The organism is Cedecea sp. FDAARGOS_727 (assembly GCF_012273235.1).
Classification (GTDB): Bacteria; Pseudomonadota; Gammaproteobacteria; order Enterobacterales; family Enterobacteriaceae; genus Cedecea; species Cedecea davisae.
Genome location: NZ_CP050966.1, coordinates 250946 through 267602, shown reverse-complemented (window position 1 = coordinate 267602; position 16657 = coordinate 250946). Strand labels below are relative to the sequence as shown.

The following is a 16657-nucleotide window of genomic DNA, read 5'->3' as shown; positions in this document are numbered from 1 at the left end:
TAATGCGCCACAATTTTCTTTTTACCTGATAAGTGACGATATGAATTCTCTGTTTGCCAGTACGGCGCGTGGGCTTGAAGAGCTGTTAAAAACTGAACTGGAAAATCTTGGCGCCCAGGGCTGCCAGGTGGTTCAGGGCGGCGTACATTACCAGGGGGATACTCGTCTACTCTATCAAAGCCTGATGTGGAGCCGTCTGGCTTCGCGTATTCTGCTGCCGCTTAGCGAGTGCAAAGTCTACAGCGATCTCGACCTTTACCTCGGCGTAATGGCGATTGACTGGCCGGCGCTGTTTGGGCCAAACGCGACCTTTGCCGTTCACTTTAGCGGCCTGAACGACACCATCCGCAACAGCCAGTACGGCGCGCTCAAGGTTAAGGATGCAATTGTTGACTCCTTTACCCGCAAAAATCTGCCGCGCCCTGATGTTGACCGCGAGCAGCCAGACCTGCGTATTAACGTCTGGCTTAATAAAGAAACCGCAAGTATTGCGCTGGATCTCAGCGGCGAAGGTCTGCACCAGCGCGGCTACCGTGACGCTACCGGCGCTGCGCCAATCAAAGAAACCCTCGCGTCGGCCATCGTGCTGCGCTCCGGCTGGCAGCCGGGTACTCCACTGCTCGATCCGATGTGCGGCTCCGGCACGCTGCTGATCGAAGGCGCTATGATCGCCACCGATCGCGCCCCGGGCCTGCACCGCAAACGCTGGGGTTTCCTCGGCTGGGCAAAACATGAAGTGGACGTGTGGAAAGAGGTTGTGACCGAAGCGCAGGTTCGCGCTCGCCGCGGCCTGAGCGAATATCAGTCCCGCTTCTATGGTTCGGATAACGACAGCCGCGTGATTGAACGTGCCAGGGCTAACGCCCGTCGTGCAGGCCTTGCCGATATTATTACTTTTGACGTAAAAGACGTGGCGAAGCTCAGCAACCCGCTGCCGGAAGGCCCGGTGGGTACGGTTGTCAGTAACCCTCCTTACGGCGAGCGTCTGGAAAGTGAACCGGCTCTGATTGCGCTGCACAGCCTGCTTGGTCGCCATATGAAAACCCAGTTTGGCGGCTGGAACCTGTCCCTGTTTAGCGCCTCGCCGGAGCTGTTAAGCTGCCTTCAGCTGCGTGCTGACCGCCAGTTCAAAGCGAAAAACGGCCCGCTGGATTGCGTACAGAAAAACTATCAGCTGGCGGCTAACCCGGCGGGTACGGCGGCGGGCGGCGGCCAGATTGCCGAAGACTACGCCAACCGCCTGCGCAAGAACGTTAAGAAGCTGGACAAGTGGGCGCGTCAGGAAGGGATTGAGTGCTACCGCCTGTACGACGGTGATTTGCCGGACTACAACGTTGCCGTGGACCGCTACGGCGACTGGGTTGTGGTTCAGGAGTATGCTCCACCAAAAACCATCGATCCGAACAAAGCGCGCCAGCGCCTGTTCGACGTTATTGCCGCGACTCTCGCGGTGCTGGAATTGCCAACCAACCGGCTGGTGCTGAAAACCCGTGAACGCCAGAAGGGGAAAAATCAGTACCAGAAAATGGACGAGAAAGGCGATTTCATGGAGGTGAGCGAATATGACGCACGTCTGTGGGTTAACCTCACCGACTACCTCGATACCGGCCTGTTCCTCGACCACCGTATCGCCCGCCGTATGCTGGGCCAGATGAGCAAAGGGAAAGACTTCCTGAACCTGTTCGCCTACACCGGCAGCGCAACGGTACACGCCGGGCTTGGCGGCGCTCGCAGCACAACGACCGTTGATATGTCCCGCACCTATCTGGAATGGGCGGAGCGTAACCTGCGCCTTAACGGCTTAACGGGCCGCGCACATCGCCTGGTTCAGGCGGATTGCCTGGGCTGGCTGCGCGATAGCGACGAACAGTTTGATCTGATCTTTATCGACCCGCCGACCTTCTCGAACTCCAAGCGTATGGAAGATTCTTTTGACGTGCAGCGTGACCATATTGCGCTGATGAAAGATCTGAAGCGCCTGCTGCGTCGCGGCGGTACTATCATGTTCTCCAATAACAAACGTGGCTTCAAAATGGACTTCGCCGGGCTGGCAGAGCTTGGCATGGTTGCGCAGGAAATTACTCAAAAAACCCAGTCGCAGGACTTTGCACGCAACCGTCAGATCCACAACTGCTGGTTAGTTACTCACGAATCCCGGGATTAATAGTTATGTCATTAATTAGTATGCACGGCGCATGGCTGTCGTTTAGCGACGCGCCGCTGTTAGATAACACCGAATTACACATCGAAGAAAACGAACGCGTCTGTCTGGTTGGCCGTAACGGCGCGGGCAAATCAACGCTGATGAAGATCCTTAACCGCGAGCTGCCGCTGGACGATGGCCGCATGGTTTACGAGCAGGATCTTATTGTCGCTCGTCTGCAACAAGACCCGCCGCGTAATGTTGCGGGCACGGTGTATGACTTTGTGGCCGAAGGCGTAGAAGAGCAGGCTGAATATCTGAAGGCCTACCACGACATCTCACATAAAGTGATGACCGATCCGAGCGACAAAAATCTTAACGAGATGGCTCGCATTCAGGAGATCCTGGATCATCAGGGGCTCTGGCAGCTCGACAGCCGGATTAACGAAGTGCTCGAACAGCTTGGCCTGGAAGCGGATACCGAACTGTCCGCGCTTTCCGGCGGCTGGCTGCGTAAAGCGGCGCTGGGCCGCGCGCTGGTTAGTTCTCCACGCGTGCTGCTGCTCGACGAACCAACTAACCACCTCGATATCGAAACTATCGACTGGCTGGAAGGCTTCCTGAAAGAGTTCCAGGGCAGCATTATCTTTATCTCCCACGACCGTTCCTTTATCCGCAATATGGCGACCCGTATTGTCGATCTGGATCGCGGCAAGCTGGTCTCTTACCCTGGCGATTACGATCAGTATCTGCTGGCGAAGGAAGAAGCGCTGCGCGTGGAAGAGTTACAAAACGCCGAGTTTGACCGCAAGCTGGCGCAGGAAGAAGTGTGGATCCGCCAGGGTATTAAAGCCCGTCGTACCCGTAACGAAGGCCGCGTTCGCGCGCTGAAGGCGATGCGCCGTGAACGCGGTGAACGGCGTGAAGTGCTGGGCAGCGCGAAGATGCAGGTTGAAGAGGCGAGCCGCTCGGGCAAAATCGTCTTCGAGATGGAAGACGTTAACTACCAGGTTGCCGGTAAAACGCTGGTTCGTGATTTCTCCGCCCAGGTTCAGCGCGGCGACAAAATTGCGCTGGTGGGGTCAAACGGCTGCGGTAAAACAACCCTGCTGAAACTGATGCTCAGCCAGCTGCAGGCCGACAGCGGCCGAGTACACTGCGGCACCAAGCTGGAAGTGGCCTACTTCGACCAGCACCGTGCCGAGCTTGATCCTGACCGCACCGTGATGGATAACCTGGCGGAAGGCAAGCAGGAAGTGATGGTTAACGGTAAGCCACGCCACGTGCTGGGCTACCTGCAGGACTTCCTGTTCCACCCTAAACGCGCCATGACGCCGGTGCGTGCGCTTTCCGGCGGGGAGCGTAACCGCCTGCTGCTGGCGCGCTTGTTCTTAAAACCAAGCAACCTGCTTATCCTCGATGAACCGACCAACGACCTGGATGTCGAAACCCTGGAACTGCTGGAAGAGCTTATCGACGGCTACCAGGGCACGGTCATGCTGGTCAGTCACGACCGTCAGTTCGTTGATAACACGGTCACCGAGTGCTGGATTTTTGAAGGCCAGGGCAGAGTGGGGCGCTACGTTGGCGGCTACCATGACGCGAAGGGCCAGCAGGGCTCTGCTCAACCGCTGCGCCAGGCGGCTGCGGCAAAAGCCGAGAAGGGCGAGCAGCAAAAAGCAGAACCTGTTAAACGTGCCAATAGCAAACTAAGCTATAACTTGCAGCGTGAATTAGAGCAGCTGCCTCAACGGCTTGAGGAACTTGAGGCCGCGCTGGGCGTGTTACAGGCCCAGGTCGGTGATGCCGATTTCTTTAACCAGCCGCACGACGCCACGCAAAAAGTGCTGGCCGACATGGCCGCAGCGGAGCAGGCGCTTGAAGAAGCCTTTGAACGCTGGGAGTATCTCGAAGCGCTGAAAAACGGTTCGTAATCTAAGGAGAGTTACGATGTGTGCCACACACCACCATCGCTCGCATATTTTGTGTCGACAATGTGATTTGCTGGTGGCGTTGCCGGAGCTGCAGGATGGTCATAAGGCCTCCTGCCCGCGCTGCGGCACACCCTTGGTCACGCAGTGGTATTTACCGCGTCAGCGGCCAACGGCGTATGCCCTGGCCGGGCTGTTTATGCTGCTGCTGGCCAACCTGTTCCCCTTCATTAATATGAAGGTCGCTGGCATCAGCAGCGAAGTGACGCTGATGCAAATCCCCGGCGTTATGTTTTCTGAAGATTACGCCAGCCTCGGCACCTTCTTTCTTCTCTTTGTTCAGGCGGTACCGGCTTTTTGCCTGGTGACCATTCTGCTGTTGGTCAACCGGGCGAAGCTGCCTTCCGGGGTAAAACGCGGCCTCGCCAGAGTGCTGTTCCAGCTGAAAAGCTGGGGCATGGCTGAAATATTCCTCGCGGGCGTGCTGGTCAGCTTCGTGAAGCTGATGGCCTACGGCGATATTGGCGTTGGCAGCAGCTTTATTCCCTGGTGCCTGTTTTGTATTTTGCAGTTGCGGGCTTTTCAGTGCGTGGACAGGCGCTGGCTGTGGGACGACATTGCCCCCATGCCGCCGGTGCATAAGCCGCTAAAAGTGGGTGTATCAGGCATACGGCAGGGGCTACGCTCCTGCTCTTGTTGTACGGCGATTGTTGACGCAGACACGCTGGTTTGCCCCCGCTGCGGTACTCACGGCCACGTGCGCCGCAGGCACAGCCTGCAGTGGACCCTGGCGCTGCTGATAACCTCGATCATGCTCTATCTACCGGCGAATATACTGCCGATAATGATAACGGAGATGCTGGGCAGCAAATATCCGTCCACTATTCTGGCGGGGGTTATCCTGCTCTGGAGTGAAGGGTCTTACCCGGTAGCGCTGGTGATTTTTATCGCCAGTATCATGGTGCCGACGCTGAAAATGATCGCCATCGCCTGGTTATGCTGGGACGCAAAGGGGCATGGAAAACGCGACAGCGAGCGTATGCACCTGATTTATGAAGTAGTGGAATTTGTTGGCCGCTGGTCGATGATTGACGTATTCGTGATTGCCGTGCTTTCCGCCCTGGTGCGGATGGGCGGGCTGATGAATATCTACCCGGCTTTAGGGGCGTTAATGTTTGCTTTGGTGGTTATTTTGACGATGTTTGCGGCGATGACCTTTGACCCTCGCTTGTCCTGGGATCGAGCAGACGATGTAACTGATGAGGAGTCTTCCGAGCATGGAAAATAAAAGCGGCGAGGCGAAGGTACAGAAGGTAAAAAACTGGTCGCCGGTTTGGATCTTTCCCATCGTAACGGCGCTGATCGGCGCCTGGATCTTGTTTTATCACTATAGCCATCAGGGGCCGGAAGTGACCCTGATAACCGCTAATGCAGAAGGTATTGAAGGCGGTAAGACTACCATCAAGAGCCGAAGTGTTGATGTTGGCGTGGTGGAAAGCGCGCAGCTGACCGATGACCTGCATCATGTTGAAATTAAGGCGCGTCTCAATTCCGGCATGGAAAAGCTGCTGCATAACGATTCCGTGTTTTGGGTAGTGAAGCCGCAGGTTGGCCGCGAAGGTATCTCCGGGCTGGGGACGCTGCTGTCGGGGGCATACATCGAGCTACAGCCGGGCAGTAAAGGCGACCAGCCGGAGCGCTATGACTTGCTTGATGCGCCGCCGCTGGCTCCGCCTGATGCCAAAGGCATACGCATCACGCTGGACAGCAAAAAAGCCGGCCAGCTCACGCCGGGAGACCCGGTACTGTTCCGGGGTTATCGCGTGGGGTCGGTAGAAACCAGCACCTTTGACACCAATAAACGCGCCATTACCTATCAGCTGTTTATCGGCGCGCCCAACGATAAGCTTATTACCAGCAACGTGCGGTTCTGGAAAGACAGCGGCATTGCCGTGGACATGTCTTCCCAGGGGATGCGGGTTGAAATGGGCTCCCTCACTACGCTGTTTAGCGGCGGCGTGAGCTTTGATGTGCCGGAAGGCTGGGAGTGGGGCAAGCCGGTTGAGCCGGGTACCGACTTTAAGCTGTTTGACGATCAGAAAAGTATTCAGGATTCGCTGTATACCGACCACATCGATTACCTGATGTTCTTTAAAGATTCGATTCGCGGCCTGCAGCCGGGCGCGCCCGTTGAGTTCCGCGGTATTCGTCTTGGCACGGTGGCTCAGGTGCCGTTCTTTAACGAGAGCATGCGCCAGAAGCTGAACGACGACTTCCGTATTCCGGTGCTTATCCGCATTGAACCCGAACGCCTGAAAAATATGGTGGGCAACGAGGCGGATATCCCGTCTAACCTGAAGGCGCTGATTCAGCGCGGGCTTCGTGCCTCAATGAAAACCGGCAACCTGGTGACCGGCGCGCTGTATATCGATCTCGACTTCTATCCGAACGAGAAGAAGGTGACTGAAATACTGAGCGTAAGCGGCTATCCGGTGATCCCGACGATGAGCGGTGGCCTGGCGCAAATTCAGCAAAAACTGCTGGAAACGCTGGATAAAATCAACAATCTGCCGATTACGCCGATGCTGGAGCAGGCGACCAATACGCTTGGCGAAAGCCAGCGCACCATGCGTCATCTACAGCAGACGCTGGATAATCTGAACAAGATTACCGCCAGCCAGTCGATGCAGCAGCTGCCGGAAGATATGCAAAAAACGCTGCGCGAGCTGAATCGCAGCATGCAGGGCTTCCAGCCGGGTTCAGCGGCTTATAACAAGATGGTGGCGGATATGCAGCGCTTCGATCAGGTGCTGCGCGAACTCCAGCCGGTGTTACGCACGCTGAACGATAAGAGCAACTCGTTGATATTTGAAGCGAAGGATAAAAAGGATCCGCAGCCGAAGAGGGCACAACCATGAAAAAGTGGCTAACGCTGGCAGCCGTCATCACGCTTTCCGCCTGTAGCGGCAGCGATAATGGCAAAACCTGGTACCAACTGCCGCAAACCTCGCAGCCTGCAATGCAGGCGGTGAGCCAGCCGGGAACACATTTGTTGTGGGTCGATCAGGTCTCGGTGCCTGACTTCCTCGCCGGCACCGGCGTGGTTTATCAAACCACCGACGTTCAGTACGTTATTGCCACCAACAACCTGTGGGCCAGCCCGCTTGACCAGCAGCTGCGCAATACGCTGGTCAGCAACCTGAGCAGCGCGCTGCCGGGCTGGGTGGTTGCATCCCAGCCTCTGGGCAACGACCAGCAGGCGCTTAGCGTCAACGTTACCGGCTTCCATGGTCGCTATGACGGGAAGGTGATTGTTAGCGGTGAGTGGCTGGTGAAACGTCAGGGCGAGATAATTAAGCGTCCGTTCCATATTGAGCTAAAGCAGCAGGCTGACGGTTACGACTCGATGGTGAAAACGCTGGCGCAGGCCTGGCAGCAGGAGGCGCAAAGCATCGCTTCGCAGATCACACGCCTTAATTAATAGGTAAAATTAATAGTACAAAAAAAGCTGCGATTTTCGCCGAAAGGCGCTCGCAGCTTTTCTTTTTCTGTGAACCTGTTAGCAAACCACAAGGCTCTTTTTTTGCCGAAAAGATAATCAGAATAGCGCGTGAATATGACATTGGCGTGAATTTTGCGCATTGACGGTCGGCTGATTTCACGTTATCCCTTATCTGTGGTTGCACATTTTGTAATCACTGTTTTCTTTTCCACCAGACAATGTAATGAGGGAAACGAGGCATGAAGAGACAAAAACGAGATCGCCTGGAACGGGCACATCAACGTGGTTATCAAGCAGGCATCGCCGGACGCTCAAAAGAGATTTGTCCATATCAGACTCTGAATCAGAGGTCCTATTGGATGGGAGGCTGGCGAGAAGCCATGGAAGACAGGGCGGTTACTGCGTAATCACTGTCTCTTTAGAAAAAGAAACCTCCGCAGCGCGGAGGTTTCGCCTTTTTAGCGGTATGTAAACCATCAGAGTTTAGGAAAGACCCAAACGTGCTGCTCGGGCAGAGACAAGCCATATTCGCGAGCTTCACGTATCTCGCTGCCATAGGCACGCACAACAAAGTCATCGCCCGCGGTGCGGAACAGATACTCCCAGCGGTCGCCAAGGTACATGCTGGTCAACAGCGGCAGCTTCATGCCGTTATCACCCGGCTGTTCCACCAGACGCACCTGTTCGACTCGTATTACGGCCGTGCCTTCCTGCCCGGCTTCGACGCCTTCACCTGCCAGCCCCCACAAAGCCCAGCCGCTGCCTTCTATGCGGGCTTTACCGTCTCGAACTTCAGTCACTTTGCCGTTCAGCCGATTATTACTGCCCATAAACTCGGCGGTAAACAGCGTTTTTGGCGAGCCGTACATCTCCTGCGGCGTACCCTGCTGCTCTATTTTGCCGTTGTTCAGCAGCAGGATGCGGTCGGAAATCGCCATCGCCTCATTCTGGTCGTGGGTGACCATTAGCGCCGACAGCCCCAGCTTGATAATCAATTCGCGCAGGAACACTCTGGCCTCTTCGCGCAGCTTGGCATCAAGGTTGGAGAGCGGCTCATCAAGCAGAATAACAGGGGGGTTATAGACCAATGCCCGCCCGATGGCTACCCGCTGCTGCTGGCCGCCGGAGAGCTGGTAAGGGTGGCGTTTGCCGAGATGACCCAGGCCCAGCTGGTCCAGCACCGCCTGAACCCGCTGGTTGATTTCCGCCGCCGCCACTTTGCGCAGTTTCAGCGGATAGGCAACGTTCTCAAACACCGTTTTATGCGGCCACAGCGCGTAGGACTGAAATACCAGCCCCAGATTACGCTCTTCCGCCGGGATCTCTTTGCGAGTAGCGCCGTCAAAAACGTTATTTTTGCCGATAACAATAGCGCCCTGGCTCGGTTTTTCCAGCCCGGCAACGGCGCGCAGCAGCGTGGTTTTACCGCTTCCCGAAGGGCCAAGCAGCGATACGACTTCGCCGCGTTTTAGCTCCATAGAAACGCCTTTCAGCACCGGATTATCGCCGTAGGTTAAGTGCAGGTTCTCGACCGATAACTCAATCATGTAATTTCACTCCAAAACGAAGGGCAATGCCCAGCCCTAACACCACAAGCAGAATATTAATAAACGAGAGCGCGGCGACGATATCAATCGCGCCAGCCGCCCAGAGCGAGACCAGCATGGAACCGATGGTTTCGGTGCCCGGAGAGAGCAGGTATACGCCGGTGGAATACTCGCGCTCGAAAATCAGGAACATCAGCAGCCATGAGCCGATCAGGCCGTATCGCGACAGCGGGATGGTGACGTGGCGGGTAATTTGCCCGCGCGTGGCTCCGGTACTGCGCGCGGCCTCTTCCAGCTCCGGCCCAACTTGTAATAGCGTTGAGGAGATAAGCCGCAGCCCGTAGGCCATCCACACTACGGTGTAGGCGAGCCAGACGCTGAAAATGGTGCTGCGCAGAGAGCGTAGCCAGACAATCAGGTTGTCACGCAGCCACTGCGACCACGGCATGCCGGAAAGCCAGCCGGATTTCAGCGCATTGTCGAGCCACATCGGCAGGAACAAAAACACCCACAGGAAAGCAAGACCGGCCAGCAGGCCCGGTACGGCGCGCGGCACCAGTACGCTGTAGTCGAGGAAGCGGGTTACGTTATCCGGCTTGCGGTGCATCGCGATGCCGATAAACAGATAACAAGCTACCGCCAGCGCGCCGCCGATAACGCCGATAGCCATTGAGTTAACGATAGCGCGCAGCAGATTCGGCTGCTCCCAGATGGTGCGGAAGGTATTCAGCGAAAGCTCGTCCCACAGCGAAACGCCAACGCCCCAGTTGGAAATAAAGGCGCGCAGCACCACGCCAATTAGCGGCACGCCGATGGTTACGGTCAGCCAGAAGGCGACAACCGCTCCGGCAACCCAGCGCCATTTACCCAGCGGCAGGGCGCGAGCCTGAGAGGCTTTGCCTTTGACGGTGACAAACCGGTTGGCGGTGCGCATAAGACGGCGCTGGAGCATTACCAGCGGGATAGTGATGCAAATCAGCACCACGGCTACCGCCGCCATCAGATGATAAGACGGCGTCCCAAGTTTATTGGTCAGCTGGTAGAGATAAGTTGCCAGCACCATGTTGCCTTCAGGGTCACCCAGGACCAGCATCAGGCCAAACACTTCCAGGCCGAGGAAAAACAGCAACACCGTGGCATACAGCATCGCCGGGCGCACCATCGGCAGGCTGACGGCGGTCATCACCTGAAGAGGGGAGGCTCCGGCGGTACGGGCCGCTTCTTCGACATCTGAGCCAACGCTGCGCAGCGCCGAAGATATATAGAGATAGGCGTGCGGAACGTGGGTCAGCCCGGCAATCACCACGATGCTGGACATGTCGTAGATATTCCACGGTACAAAACCAATCAGCGACTGCGCCCACAGAGAGAAGAAGCCCACCGGCCCGGCGGCCACAACATAGCCAAAGCCGAGAACCATAGGCGAAACAAAGATGGGCACCAGAATCAACGGCTCAATGATGCGCCTGCCAGGCAGGTCGGTACGCACCATCAAAAAGGCCAGGATCCCACCCAGCGGAATAGCGATGACTACCAGCCCGAATGCCAGAATAAAGCCGCTCTTCAGCGCCTTATAGAAGTCAGGGTCGTTAAAGATGAAAGCAAAGGACTCAAGACTCCACTCTTTTGACGGCGAGAAAAACGGCGCGGAGAGGAAGCTTTGTATAACGATAAACGACAGCGGAATATAGATAACCAGCGCAGTTATCAGCACCACAATGCCGCGCGGCAGGCTCTGCCACTTTCTGCGAAATGCATCCATGTAACTATCCCTCAGGTCAGTAAGCCTGAATAACGTAGCGCGTTGGAGTAATAGGAGGCACTCCCGAAGAAGCGCCTCATGCAGGGGTTATTTGGCGGCGGCTTCGCGCCATTGCTTGATGTAATCGAGGCGTTTTTTCTGCTGCAGGTATTCGAGCAGGGTTTCATCAACCGGCATAGGTTTCAGCGCGTTGCCCAGCTTTTTGGTCAAGCCGTCAATATCGTTGTCGCCTTCCACGTCATTGCGGATAGACGGAATATCCGCCTGGTTGGCGAGGATGTTCTGCCCTTTCTCAGACAGCACATAGTCTATCCACAGCCTGGCGGCGTTGCCGTTTTTAGCCTGTTCGCTGATGAAGGAGACGCGGGAAAGCACCAGCGTGTAGTCTTTGGGATAAGCAATACCCAGCGAGGCGTCCGTTTTGGCGCGGGCTTCGGCGTAGGAGCCGAGGATGTTGAAGCCGATAAGGTTTTCACCGGAGGAGACTCGCTCCATCATCGTACCGGTGGAAGACTGGACCGCCAGACCACCTTTAGCAACGTCTGCCAGGGTCTTGAAGTAGTTCGGATCGGCCTTATAGTCCTGCACCGAGAGCATAAAACCGAGGCCAGATTTTTCGATATCGTAAGTGGTGACTTTTTTGCTGAACTTTTCCGGCTGGCTGGCGATAAGCTTAGCCAGCGCCGCGTGGCTGTCCGGAACTTCATTAGCCGGGATCAGGCGTTTGTTGTAGATAAAGATAACCGGCTCGTATGTCGTGCCGTAGGCTTTGTCTTTCCACACCGCCCATTTAGGCAACTGGCCCTGCTCGGGAGATTTGTATTCCTGAGCGTAGTCGGTGGCAAGCTTGAGCGCGGTATCCATCGAAGAGCTCCAGACCACGTCGCCGCTGGTACCGCCCGCCGCCTGCTCGCTGATATAACGGTTGTACAGCTCGGTGCTGTTCATATCGTTATATTCTACCTTAATGCCCGGGTAAGCCGCTTCGAACCCCTGGATAAGCGGTGCGGCGGTTTTGGTATCGGTGGTGGAGTAGAGCACCACTTTGCCTTCTTTGGTCGCGGCGTCGATGATTTTTTGATATTCGGCCGGGTAACCCTGAGGCACGGCAGAAAGCGCAGAGGTAGAGAGCAGCACGGTAGAAGCGATTAAAGAGATGCGTAACTTATTCGACATTATTGTTAACCTCTAGTTACATTTGAGAAACTAAAAATCAACATAGCGTATAACCTTTGCCAGACAAGAGGGGGCGTTTTTTATCTTTACGATTTGTGATTTCGAACGTTGTTTAAGCAATTAACACCATAAAAACCACGGAGGAAGTTCGCGGATTGGCGTTCGGCAAAAACAAAAAAAGCACCCATTGATGACAATGGATGCCTTATCGGTAAAGCTTAATGAAATCGTATTAGAAAGCGGTAGTGTCTTTAAACAGACCCACTTTCATGTCGGTGGCGGTGTAAATCACGCGGCCATCAACCAGTACTTCGCCATCGGCCATGCCCATGATCAGGCGACGATTGATAACGCGCTTAAAATGAATACGATAACTGACTTTTTTTGCCGTTGGCAGGATTTGCCCCGCCAGTTTGACCTCGCCCACGCCCAGCGCACGGCCTTTGCCTTCGCCGCCGAGCCAGCCCAGGTAGAAACCAACCAGCTGCCACATTGCGTCCAGGCCCAGACAGCCAGGCATTACCGGATCGCCAATAAAGTGGCAAGCAAAGAACCAGAGATCAGGGGTGATATCTAATTCTGCTTCAACGTAACCTTTATCGAAGTTACCGCCGTCTTCGGTCATCTTGACCACGCGGTCCATCATCAGCATAGGAGGTGCGGGTAACCGTGGGCCTTCAGCGCCAAACAGTTCGCCACGCCCTGAGGCAAGAAGATCTTCTTTCGTATAGGATTCGCGTTTATCTACCATGTCTACAGTAAGCCTTTTTATAATGAAGCACGCAGGTTAGCTAACACGTGTACGCTCAACAAGTCCGATCAGTTGTGGTTGAACCAGTTGAGCCAGCGTAGCGGCCAGGGGAAACGATGGCGAACATCCGGTGCCAGCGCCTGAGCAATACGCTCCTGCACCGCGCGCATCAGGGTATTCTGCCCTTCGCCGTCCCACGGGAGACTGGTCAATAACGGTAATGCATCGGCTATGTCGTCAATTGCCCAGATGGAAAATTTATTTTGCTCAACGGCTTCAAGTACATCTTTATGCAGCGAAAGATGGCGCACGTTGGCCGAAGGAATAATCACGCCCTGCTGGCCGCTGAATTCACGCTGCTGGCAGATGCGGAAGAAACCTTCAATTTTTTCGTTCAGCCCGCCCACCGGCTGCACGCGACCAAACTGATCTACCGATCCGGTAATCGCGATGTGCTGATAAATCGGCACATTGGAGAGGGCGCTGATAAGCGCACACAGCTCGGCCATCGAGGCGCTATCGCCATCCACTTCGCTGTAGGACTGCTCGAAGGTGATGGAAGCTGAGAACGGGATCTGCTGATCGAGCTGCAGCTCGGACATCAGAAACGCCTGCATGATCATCATGCCTTTGGCATGAATGTTACCGCCAAGCTCGGCTTTACGCTCAACGTCGGTGAACTCGCCGTCGCCCACGTGTACCACGCAGCTAATGCGGGATGGCTCGCCAAACGCGCGAGGGTGGCCGGGAAACTCAATCACCGACAGGGCGTTGATTTGGCCTATCATCTCGCCTTCGGTTTCAATCAGGATTTGCTCGAGCAGGATTTCATCCTGCATGCGCTCGGCAAGGAAACCTTCTCGCCATTCGCGTTGCTCGAGCATTTGCTGAAGCTGCTCCGCGGTGAAGATGCTTTCCCCGGTAAACGGCGCGACTTCGCGCAGCTGGCGTGAAATCCATGAAGGGCAGAGCGGGAGCATCTCCGAGTCGCCGGTATAGCGAACCGCTTCGCGAATCAGAGGCTGCCAGGCATCTGCCGCTGGAGCTGGTAAGGATTTAGCGTCGGCAACGGCGTAGATCCACTGGCACCACAGCGCCATTTCGTCGGGCGAGGCGATTTGCAGGTTATCTTCAAACTCGCTGTAGATTGCCGATGAAACCAGGTCCATCTCCATTTCCTGGAAGTCCGCCAGCGAGTCACGCTCGCCGACCAGAATTAGCTTGAAATCAAGCTCCAGCGAAGGGATTTTAACCGGCAGCGGGCGCGTTTCGTCCGGCGAGACCCAGTCGAAGCGGCCCTGGATCATCATTTGCTTTAAGCGTAGCCACAGCAGAGGCTGAGCTAGCACGCTGCGCAGGGAGAGGATTAATACGCCGCCGTTGGCACGATGGATAAGGCCTGGCTCCAGGGTGACTTCCCCGGAAAATTGACGCACGCAGCCGAAAAGCTGCTCAGACTCAACCCAGTCAGCGGCGATAATTTCTCCGCTGGAGGCGAAGTTATCATCGCTTTGTTCAGCCGGACGCAGGCTAACGCGGCTGCCTTCAATAAGGTAATGTCCGCCGGTAAGCACTTCGGCTTCACCGCGCGTTTCCTCAACGGCCGCTGCAATAAGATCCAGATATTCTTGCTCTTCCGGGGCTTTTATTAGCATCAGGTCTGAGGAAGAGACGGAAAGGTTGAGTTGCTCAATCCCGTAAACTAAACGGGGCTGAACGGCGGAGAGAGGGGCAGAGTCGGTATCATAAGGCTGTGCAAAAATTTCCTGATAGCTTTCGGTATCAGGCACCAGGGCACGCCAGTCAAGTCGATTAGTCGTCAAAGTCGCTATATTTTTTAATGAGATGTCAAAGGCGCGATTATACAAGAATCGCTCGGGTAGCACACGGATAAAGCAGCAACACAGTTTTATCCCCCTCACAGCTTTGATTTTCAGTTCAGCGAATGGCGTAAAAACTGTTATTCTGAACTAAGTTACACGGTCACACTGAGATCGCAATGAAATATCAACAGTTGGAAAATCTCGAGAGCGGCTGGAAGTGGAAGTATCTGGTCAAGAAGCATCGCGAAGGAGAGTTGATCACGCGGTACATCGAAGCCAGTGCAGCCCAGGAGGCCGTGGAGCAGCTTCTGACGCTGGAAAATGTGCCTGTTCTGGTCCAGAACTGGATTGAACAGCATATGAATCCGGCGCTGCATAACCGCATGAAGCAGACGATTCGCGCGCGGCGTAAGAGGCATTTTAACGCCGAGCATCAGCACACCCGTAAAAAATCCATCGACCTGGAATACCTGGTCTGGCAACGTCTGGCCGGGCTTGCGCAGCGGCGCGGTAATACGCTTTCCGAAACCATCGTTCAGCTGATTGAAGATGCCGAACGTAAAGAGAAAGTAGAAACCACGATGTCGACGCTGAAGCAGGATCTGCAGGCTATGCTGGGCAAAAAGTAGTTTGCCCCTGAAGGCGGTGGCGTGAAATTCGCTAAATAACAACCAATAAAAAACCCCGCCATGGCGGGGTTTTTGTCAAGGAAGAGTAACTTATGCCGCAGGCTGAGTTACAACTTCTTTAACACCTTTAACTTCGATCTCAACACGACGATCTGGAGCCAGGCAGTCGATCAGTTTAGCTTTAGGCGCTACGTTGTCACAGGTGTTGCCAGTAACTGGGTTAGCTTTGCCCATGCCACGTGGAGAGATTTTGTTTGCCGGGATACCTTTAGAGATCAGGTAATCAACAACGCTCTGTGCACGTTTTTCAGACAGTTTAGCATTGTACTGCTCAGAACCGATACGGTCAGTGTAGCCCAGAACAACTACGGAACCGTCTTTCGGATCCAGGTTGCTCAGCTGGGTGTACAGCTGATCCAGAGCCTGCTGGCCTTCTGGTTTCAGAGTAGCTTTGTTGAAGTTGAACAGAACGTCAGACTTCAGAGTGAAGTGCTTGGTCTGTACTTCTGGAGCTGGTGCCGGAGCTGGAGCTACAACCGGAGCTGCATCTTCCTGCTGACCGAAACGGTAGGAAACACCTACGCTCAGCATGCCGTTGTCCGGACGAACACCTACAGTCTGTGCGTCGCCGATGTTGTTAACCCACTGGTATTCCAGACGGGTAGCGATGTCACGGGTAACAGCCCACTCAACACCACCAGCGAATACTGGGGAAACACCGGTGTCGTGGTCTTTACCAGCGATGCTGTTTTTGGAGTCTGCACGCCAAACCATACCACCCAGACGAGTATAAACGTCCAGATCGTCAGTGATTGGGTAACCCAGTTTAGCGGTCAGCTGTACGCCCTGTGCTTTGAAAGCACCGCTAACTTCGCTGCCTTTGTAAGGCATACGGCCAAGCCAGTCGTAACCCATTTCAAAACCAACGTACGGGTTAACCTGATAACCACCGAAGGCACCAGCGCCCAGTTGGCTTTCATGCGTTGCGCCGTTGTTTTGCAGGTCCTTGTTATACCAGCCGGTATCGTGGAACTGAGACCAGCCCAGTTTGCCACCTGCATACCAGGTGTTATCTTTCGGTGCGGCCTGCGCTACGGTAGCGAAGCCAGCCAGTGCCACTGCAATCGCGATAGCTGTCTTTTTCATTTTTTGCGCCTCATTATCATCCAAAAGGCCATGAGCTCTAAACCAATTTAAAGCCCAGGGTTAAATCCTTCGCCCGGGTTTATGCTCAATTGTTACTCTACCGATATATCGGTGTTATGAAGAGCAACCCTGGCGAGGTAAAGTCTACAACGTAGTTGAAAAGTTACAAGTGTGAAGTCCGTCAGGCATATGAAAAAAAACGACTTGCATACATATTTTATTACAGAATGGCCTGTTTTTTGAACAC

Annotated in this window: 13 protein-coding genes; 7 read left to right on the top strand and 6 right to left on the bottom strand. The window is 55.0% G+C overall.

Annotated elements, in window-relative coordinates:
• Positions 1-40: 40 nt before the first annotated feature.
• The 6 genes from rlmKL to rmf all read left to right on the top strand — a co-directional run bounded on the left by rlmKL (position 41) and on the right by rmf (position 7983).
• Positions 41-2164: a bifunctional 23S rRNA (guanine(2069)-N(7))-methyltransferase RlmK/23S rRNA (guanine(2445)-N(2))-methyltransferase RlmL gene (gene rlmKL, locus FOC35_RS01355; protein ID WP_016535655.1), complete on the top strand. Its 2124-nt coding sequence runs from the start codon at positions 41-43 to the stop codon at positions 2162-2164.
• Positions 2165-2169: 5 nt separating this feature from the next.
• Positions 2170-4077, top strand: coding sequence for an ABC transporter ATP-binding protein (locus tag FOC35_RS01350; RefSeq protein WP_172567925.1), 1908 nt, complete (start codon positions 2170-2172; stop codon positions 4075-4077).
• A 16-nt stretch (positions 4078-4093) separates the two neighbouring features.
• On the top strand, positions 4094-5362 hold the full coding sequence (gene pqiA / locus FOC35_RS01345) for a membrane integrity-associated transporter subunit PqiA (protein ID WP_172567924.1): 1269 nt from the start codon (positions 4094-4096) through the stop codon (positions 5360-5362).
• Positions 5352-6992: an intermembrane transport protein PqiB gene (gene pqiB, locus FOC35_RS01340; RefSeq protein ID WP_172567923.1), complete on the top strand. Its 1641-nt coding sequence runs from the start codon at positions 5352-5354 to the stop codon at positions 6990-6992. Before pqiA ends, pqiB begins: the two co-directional genes overlap by 11 nt.
• Positions 6989-7555, top strand: coding sequence for a membrane integrity-associated transporter subunit PqiC (gene pqiC, locus FOC35_RS01335; RefSeq protein ID WP_016535659.1), 567 nt, complete (start codon positions 6989-6991; stop codon positions 7553-7555). The genes pqiB and pqiC overlap by 4 nt, the downstream gene beginning before the upstream one ends.
• A gap of 260 nt (positions 7556-7815) precedes the next feature.
• Positions 7816-7983 carry a ribosome modulation factor gene (gene rmf, locus FOC35_RS01330; protein ID WP_008461244.1) on the top strand — a complete coding sequence of 56 codons (168 nt, stop codon included), beginning with the start codon at positions 7816-7818 and terminating at the stop codon, positions 7981-7983.
• A gap of 69 nt (positions 7984-8052) precedes the next feature.
• Here the strand turns inward: rmf and FOC35_RS01325 are convergent, their stop codons facing one another.
• The 5 genes from FOC35_RS01325 to FOC35_RS01305 form a co-directional block, all read right to left on the bottom strand.
• Positions 8053-9123, bottom strand: coding sequence for an ABC transporter ATP-binding protein (locus FOC35_RS01325; protein WP_016535661.1), 1071 nt, complete (start codon positions 9121-9123; stop codon positions 8053-8055).
• Positions 9116-10885: an iron ABC transporter permease gene (locus tag FOC35_RS01320; protein ID WP_172567922.1), complete on the bottom strand. Its 1770-nt coding sequence runs from the start codon at positions 10883-10885 to the stop codon at positions 9116-9118. The genes FOC35_RS01325 and FOC35_RS01320 overlap by 8 nt, the downstream gene beginning before the upstream one ends.
• A gap of 87 nt (positions 10886-10972) precedes the next feature.
• On the bottom strand, positions 10973-12061 hold the full coding sequence (locus FOC35_RS01315) for an ABC transporter substrate-binding protein (RefSeq protein ID WP_172567921.1): 1089 nt from the start codon (positions 12059-12061) through the stop codon (positions 10973-10975).
• Between the two features lie 232 nt (positions 12062-12293).
• Positions 12294-12812, bottom strand: a complete 519-nt coding sequence (gene fabA / locus FOC35_RS01310; RefSeq protein ID WP_016535664.1) for a bifunctional 3-hydroxydecanoyl-ACP dehydratase/trans-2-decenoyl-ACP isomerase — start codon at positions 12810-12812, stop codon at positions 12294-12296.
• A 68-nt stretch (positions 12813-12880) separates the two neighbouring features.
• Positions 12881-14635 carry a Lon protease family protein gene (locus FOC35_RS01305; protein WP_172567920.1) on the bottom strand — a complete coding sequence of 585 codons (1755 nt, stop codon included), beginning with the start codon at positions 14633-14635 and terminating at the stop codon, positions 12881-12883.
• A 176-nt stretch (positions 14636-14811) separates the two neighbouring features.
• Between FOC35_RS01305 and matP the strand changes: the two genes are divergently transcribed.
• Positions 14812-15264: a macrodomain Ter protein MatP gene (matP, locus tag FOC35_RS01300; protein WP_016535666.1), complete on the top strand. Its 453-nt coding sequence runs from the start codon at positions 14812-14814 to the stop codon at positions 15262-15264.
• A gap of 90 nt (positions 15265-15354) precedes the next feature.
• On the opposite strand, the gene ompA is transcribed toward matP, so the two are convergent.
• Positions 15355-16410, bottom strand: coding sequence for a porin OmpA (gene ompA / locus FOC35_RS01295; protein ID WP_039898052.1), 1056 nt, complete (start codon positions 16408-16410; stop codon positions 15355-15357).
• Positions 16411-16657: the final 247 nt, after the last annotated feature.

Bases quoted from the DNA above. Each gene is read 5' to 3' on its own strand.
- rmf (WP_008461244.1), top strand. From the start codon at position 7,816: ATGAAGAGACAAAAACGAGATCGCCTGGAACGGGCACATCAACGTGGT.
- FOC35_RS01350 (WP_172567925.1), top strand. From the start codon at position 2,170: ATGTCATTAATTAGTATGCACGGCGCATGGCTGTCGTTTAGCGACGCG.
- rlmKL (WP_016535655.1), top strand. From the start codon at position 41: ATGAATTCTCTGTTTGCCAGTACGGCGCGTGGGCTTGAAGAGCTGTTA.
- fabA (WP_016535664.1), bottom strand. From the start codon at position 12,812: ATGGTAGATAAACGCGAATCCTATACGAAAGAAGATCTTCTTGCCTCA.
- FOC35_RS01315 (WP_172567921.1), bottom strand. From the start codon at position 12,061: ATGTCGAATAAGTTACGCATCTCTTTAATCGCTTCTACCGTGCTGCTC.
- ompA (WP_039898052.1), bottom strand. From the start codon at position 16,410: ATGAAAAAGACAGCTATCGCGATTGCAGTGGCACTGGCTGGCTTCGCT.
- matP (WP_016535666.1), top strand. From the start codon at position 14,812: ATGAAATATCAACAGTTGGAAAATCTCGAGAGCGGCTGGAAGTGGAAG.
- FOC35_RS01325 (WP_016535661.1), bottom strand. From the start codon at position 9,123: ATGATTGAGTTATCGGTCGAGAACCTGCACTTAACCTACGGCGATAAT.
- FOC35_RS01320 (WP_172567922.1), bottom strand. From the start codon at position 10,885: ATGGATGCATTTCGCAGAAAGTGGCAGAGCCTGCCGCGCGGCATTGTG.
- pqiA (WP_172567924.1), top strand. From the start codon at position 4,094: ATGTGTGCCACACACCACCATCGCTCGCATATTTTGTGTCGACAATGT.
- pqiC (WP_016535659.1), top strand. From the start codon at position 6,989: ATGAAAAAGTGGCTAACGCTGGCAGCCGTCATCACGCTTTCCGCCTGT.
- pqiB (WP_172567923.1), top strand. From the start codon at position 5,352: ATGGAAAATAAAAGCGGCGAGGCGAAGGTACAGAAGGTAAAAAACTGG.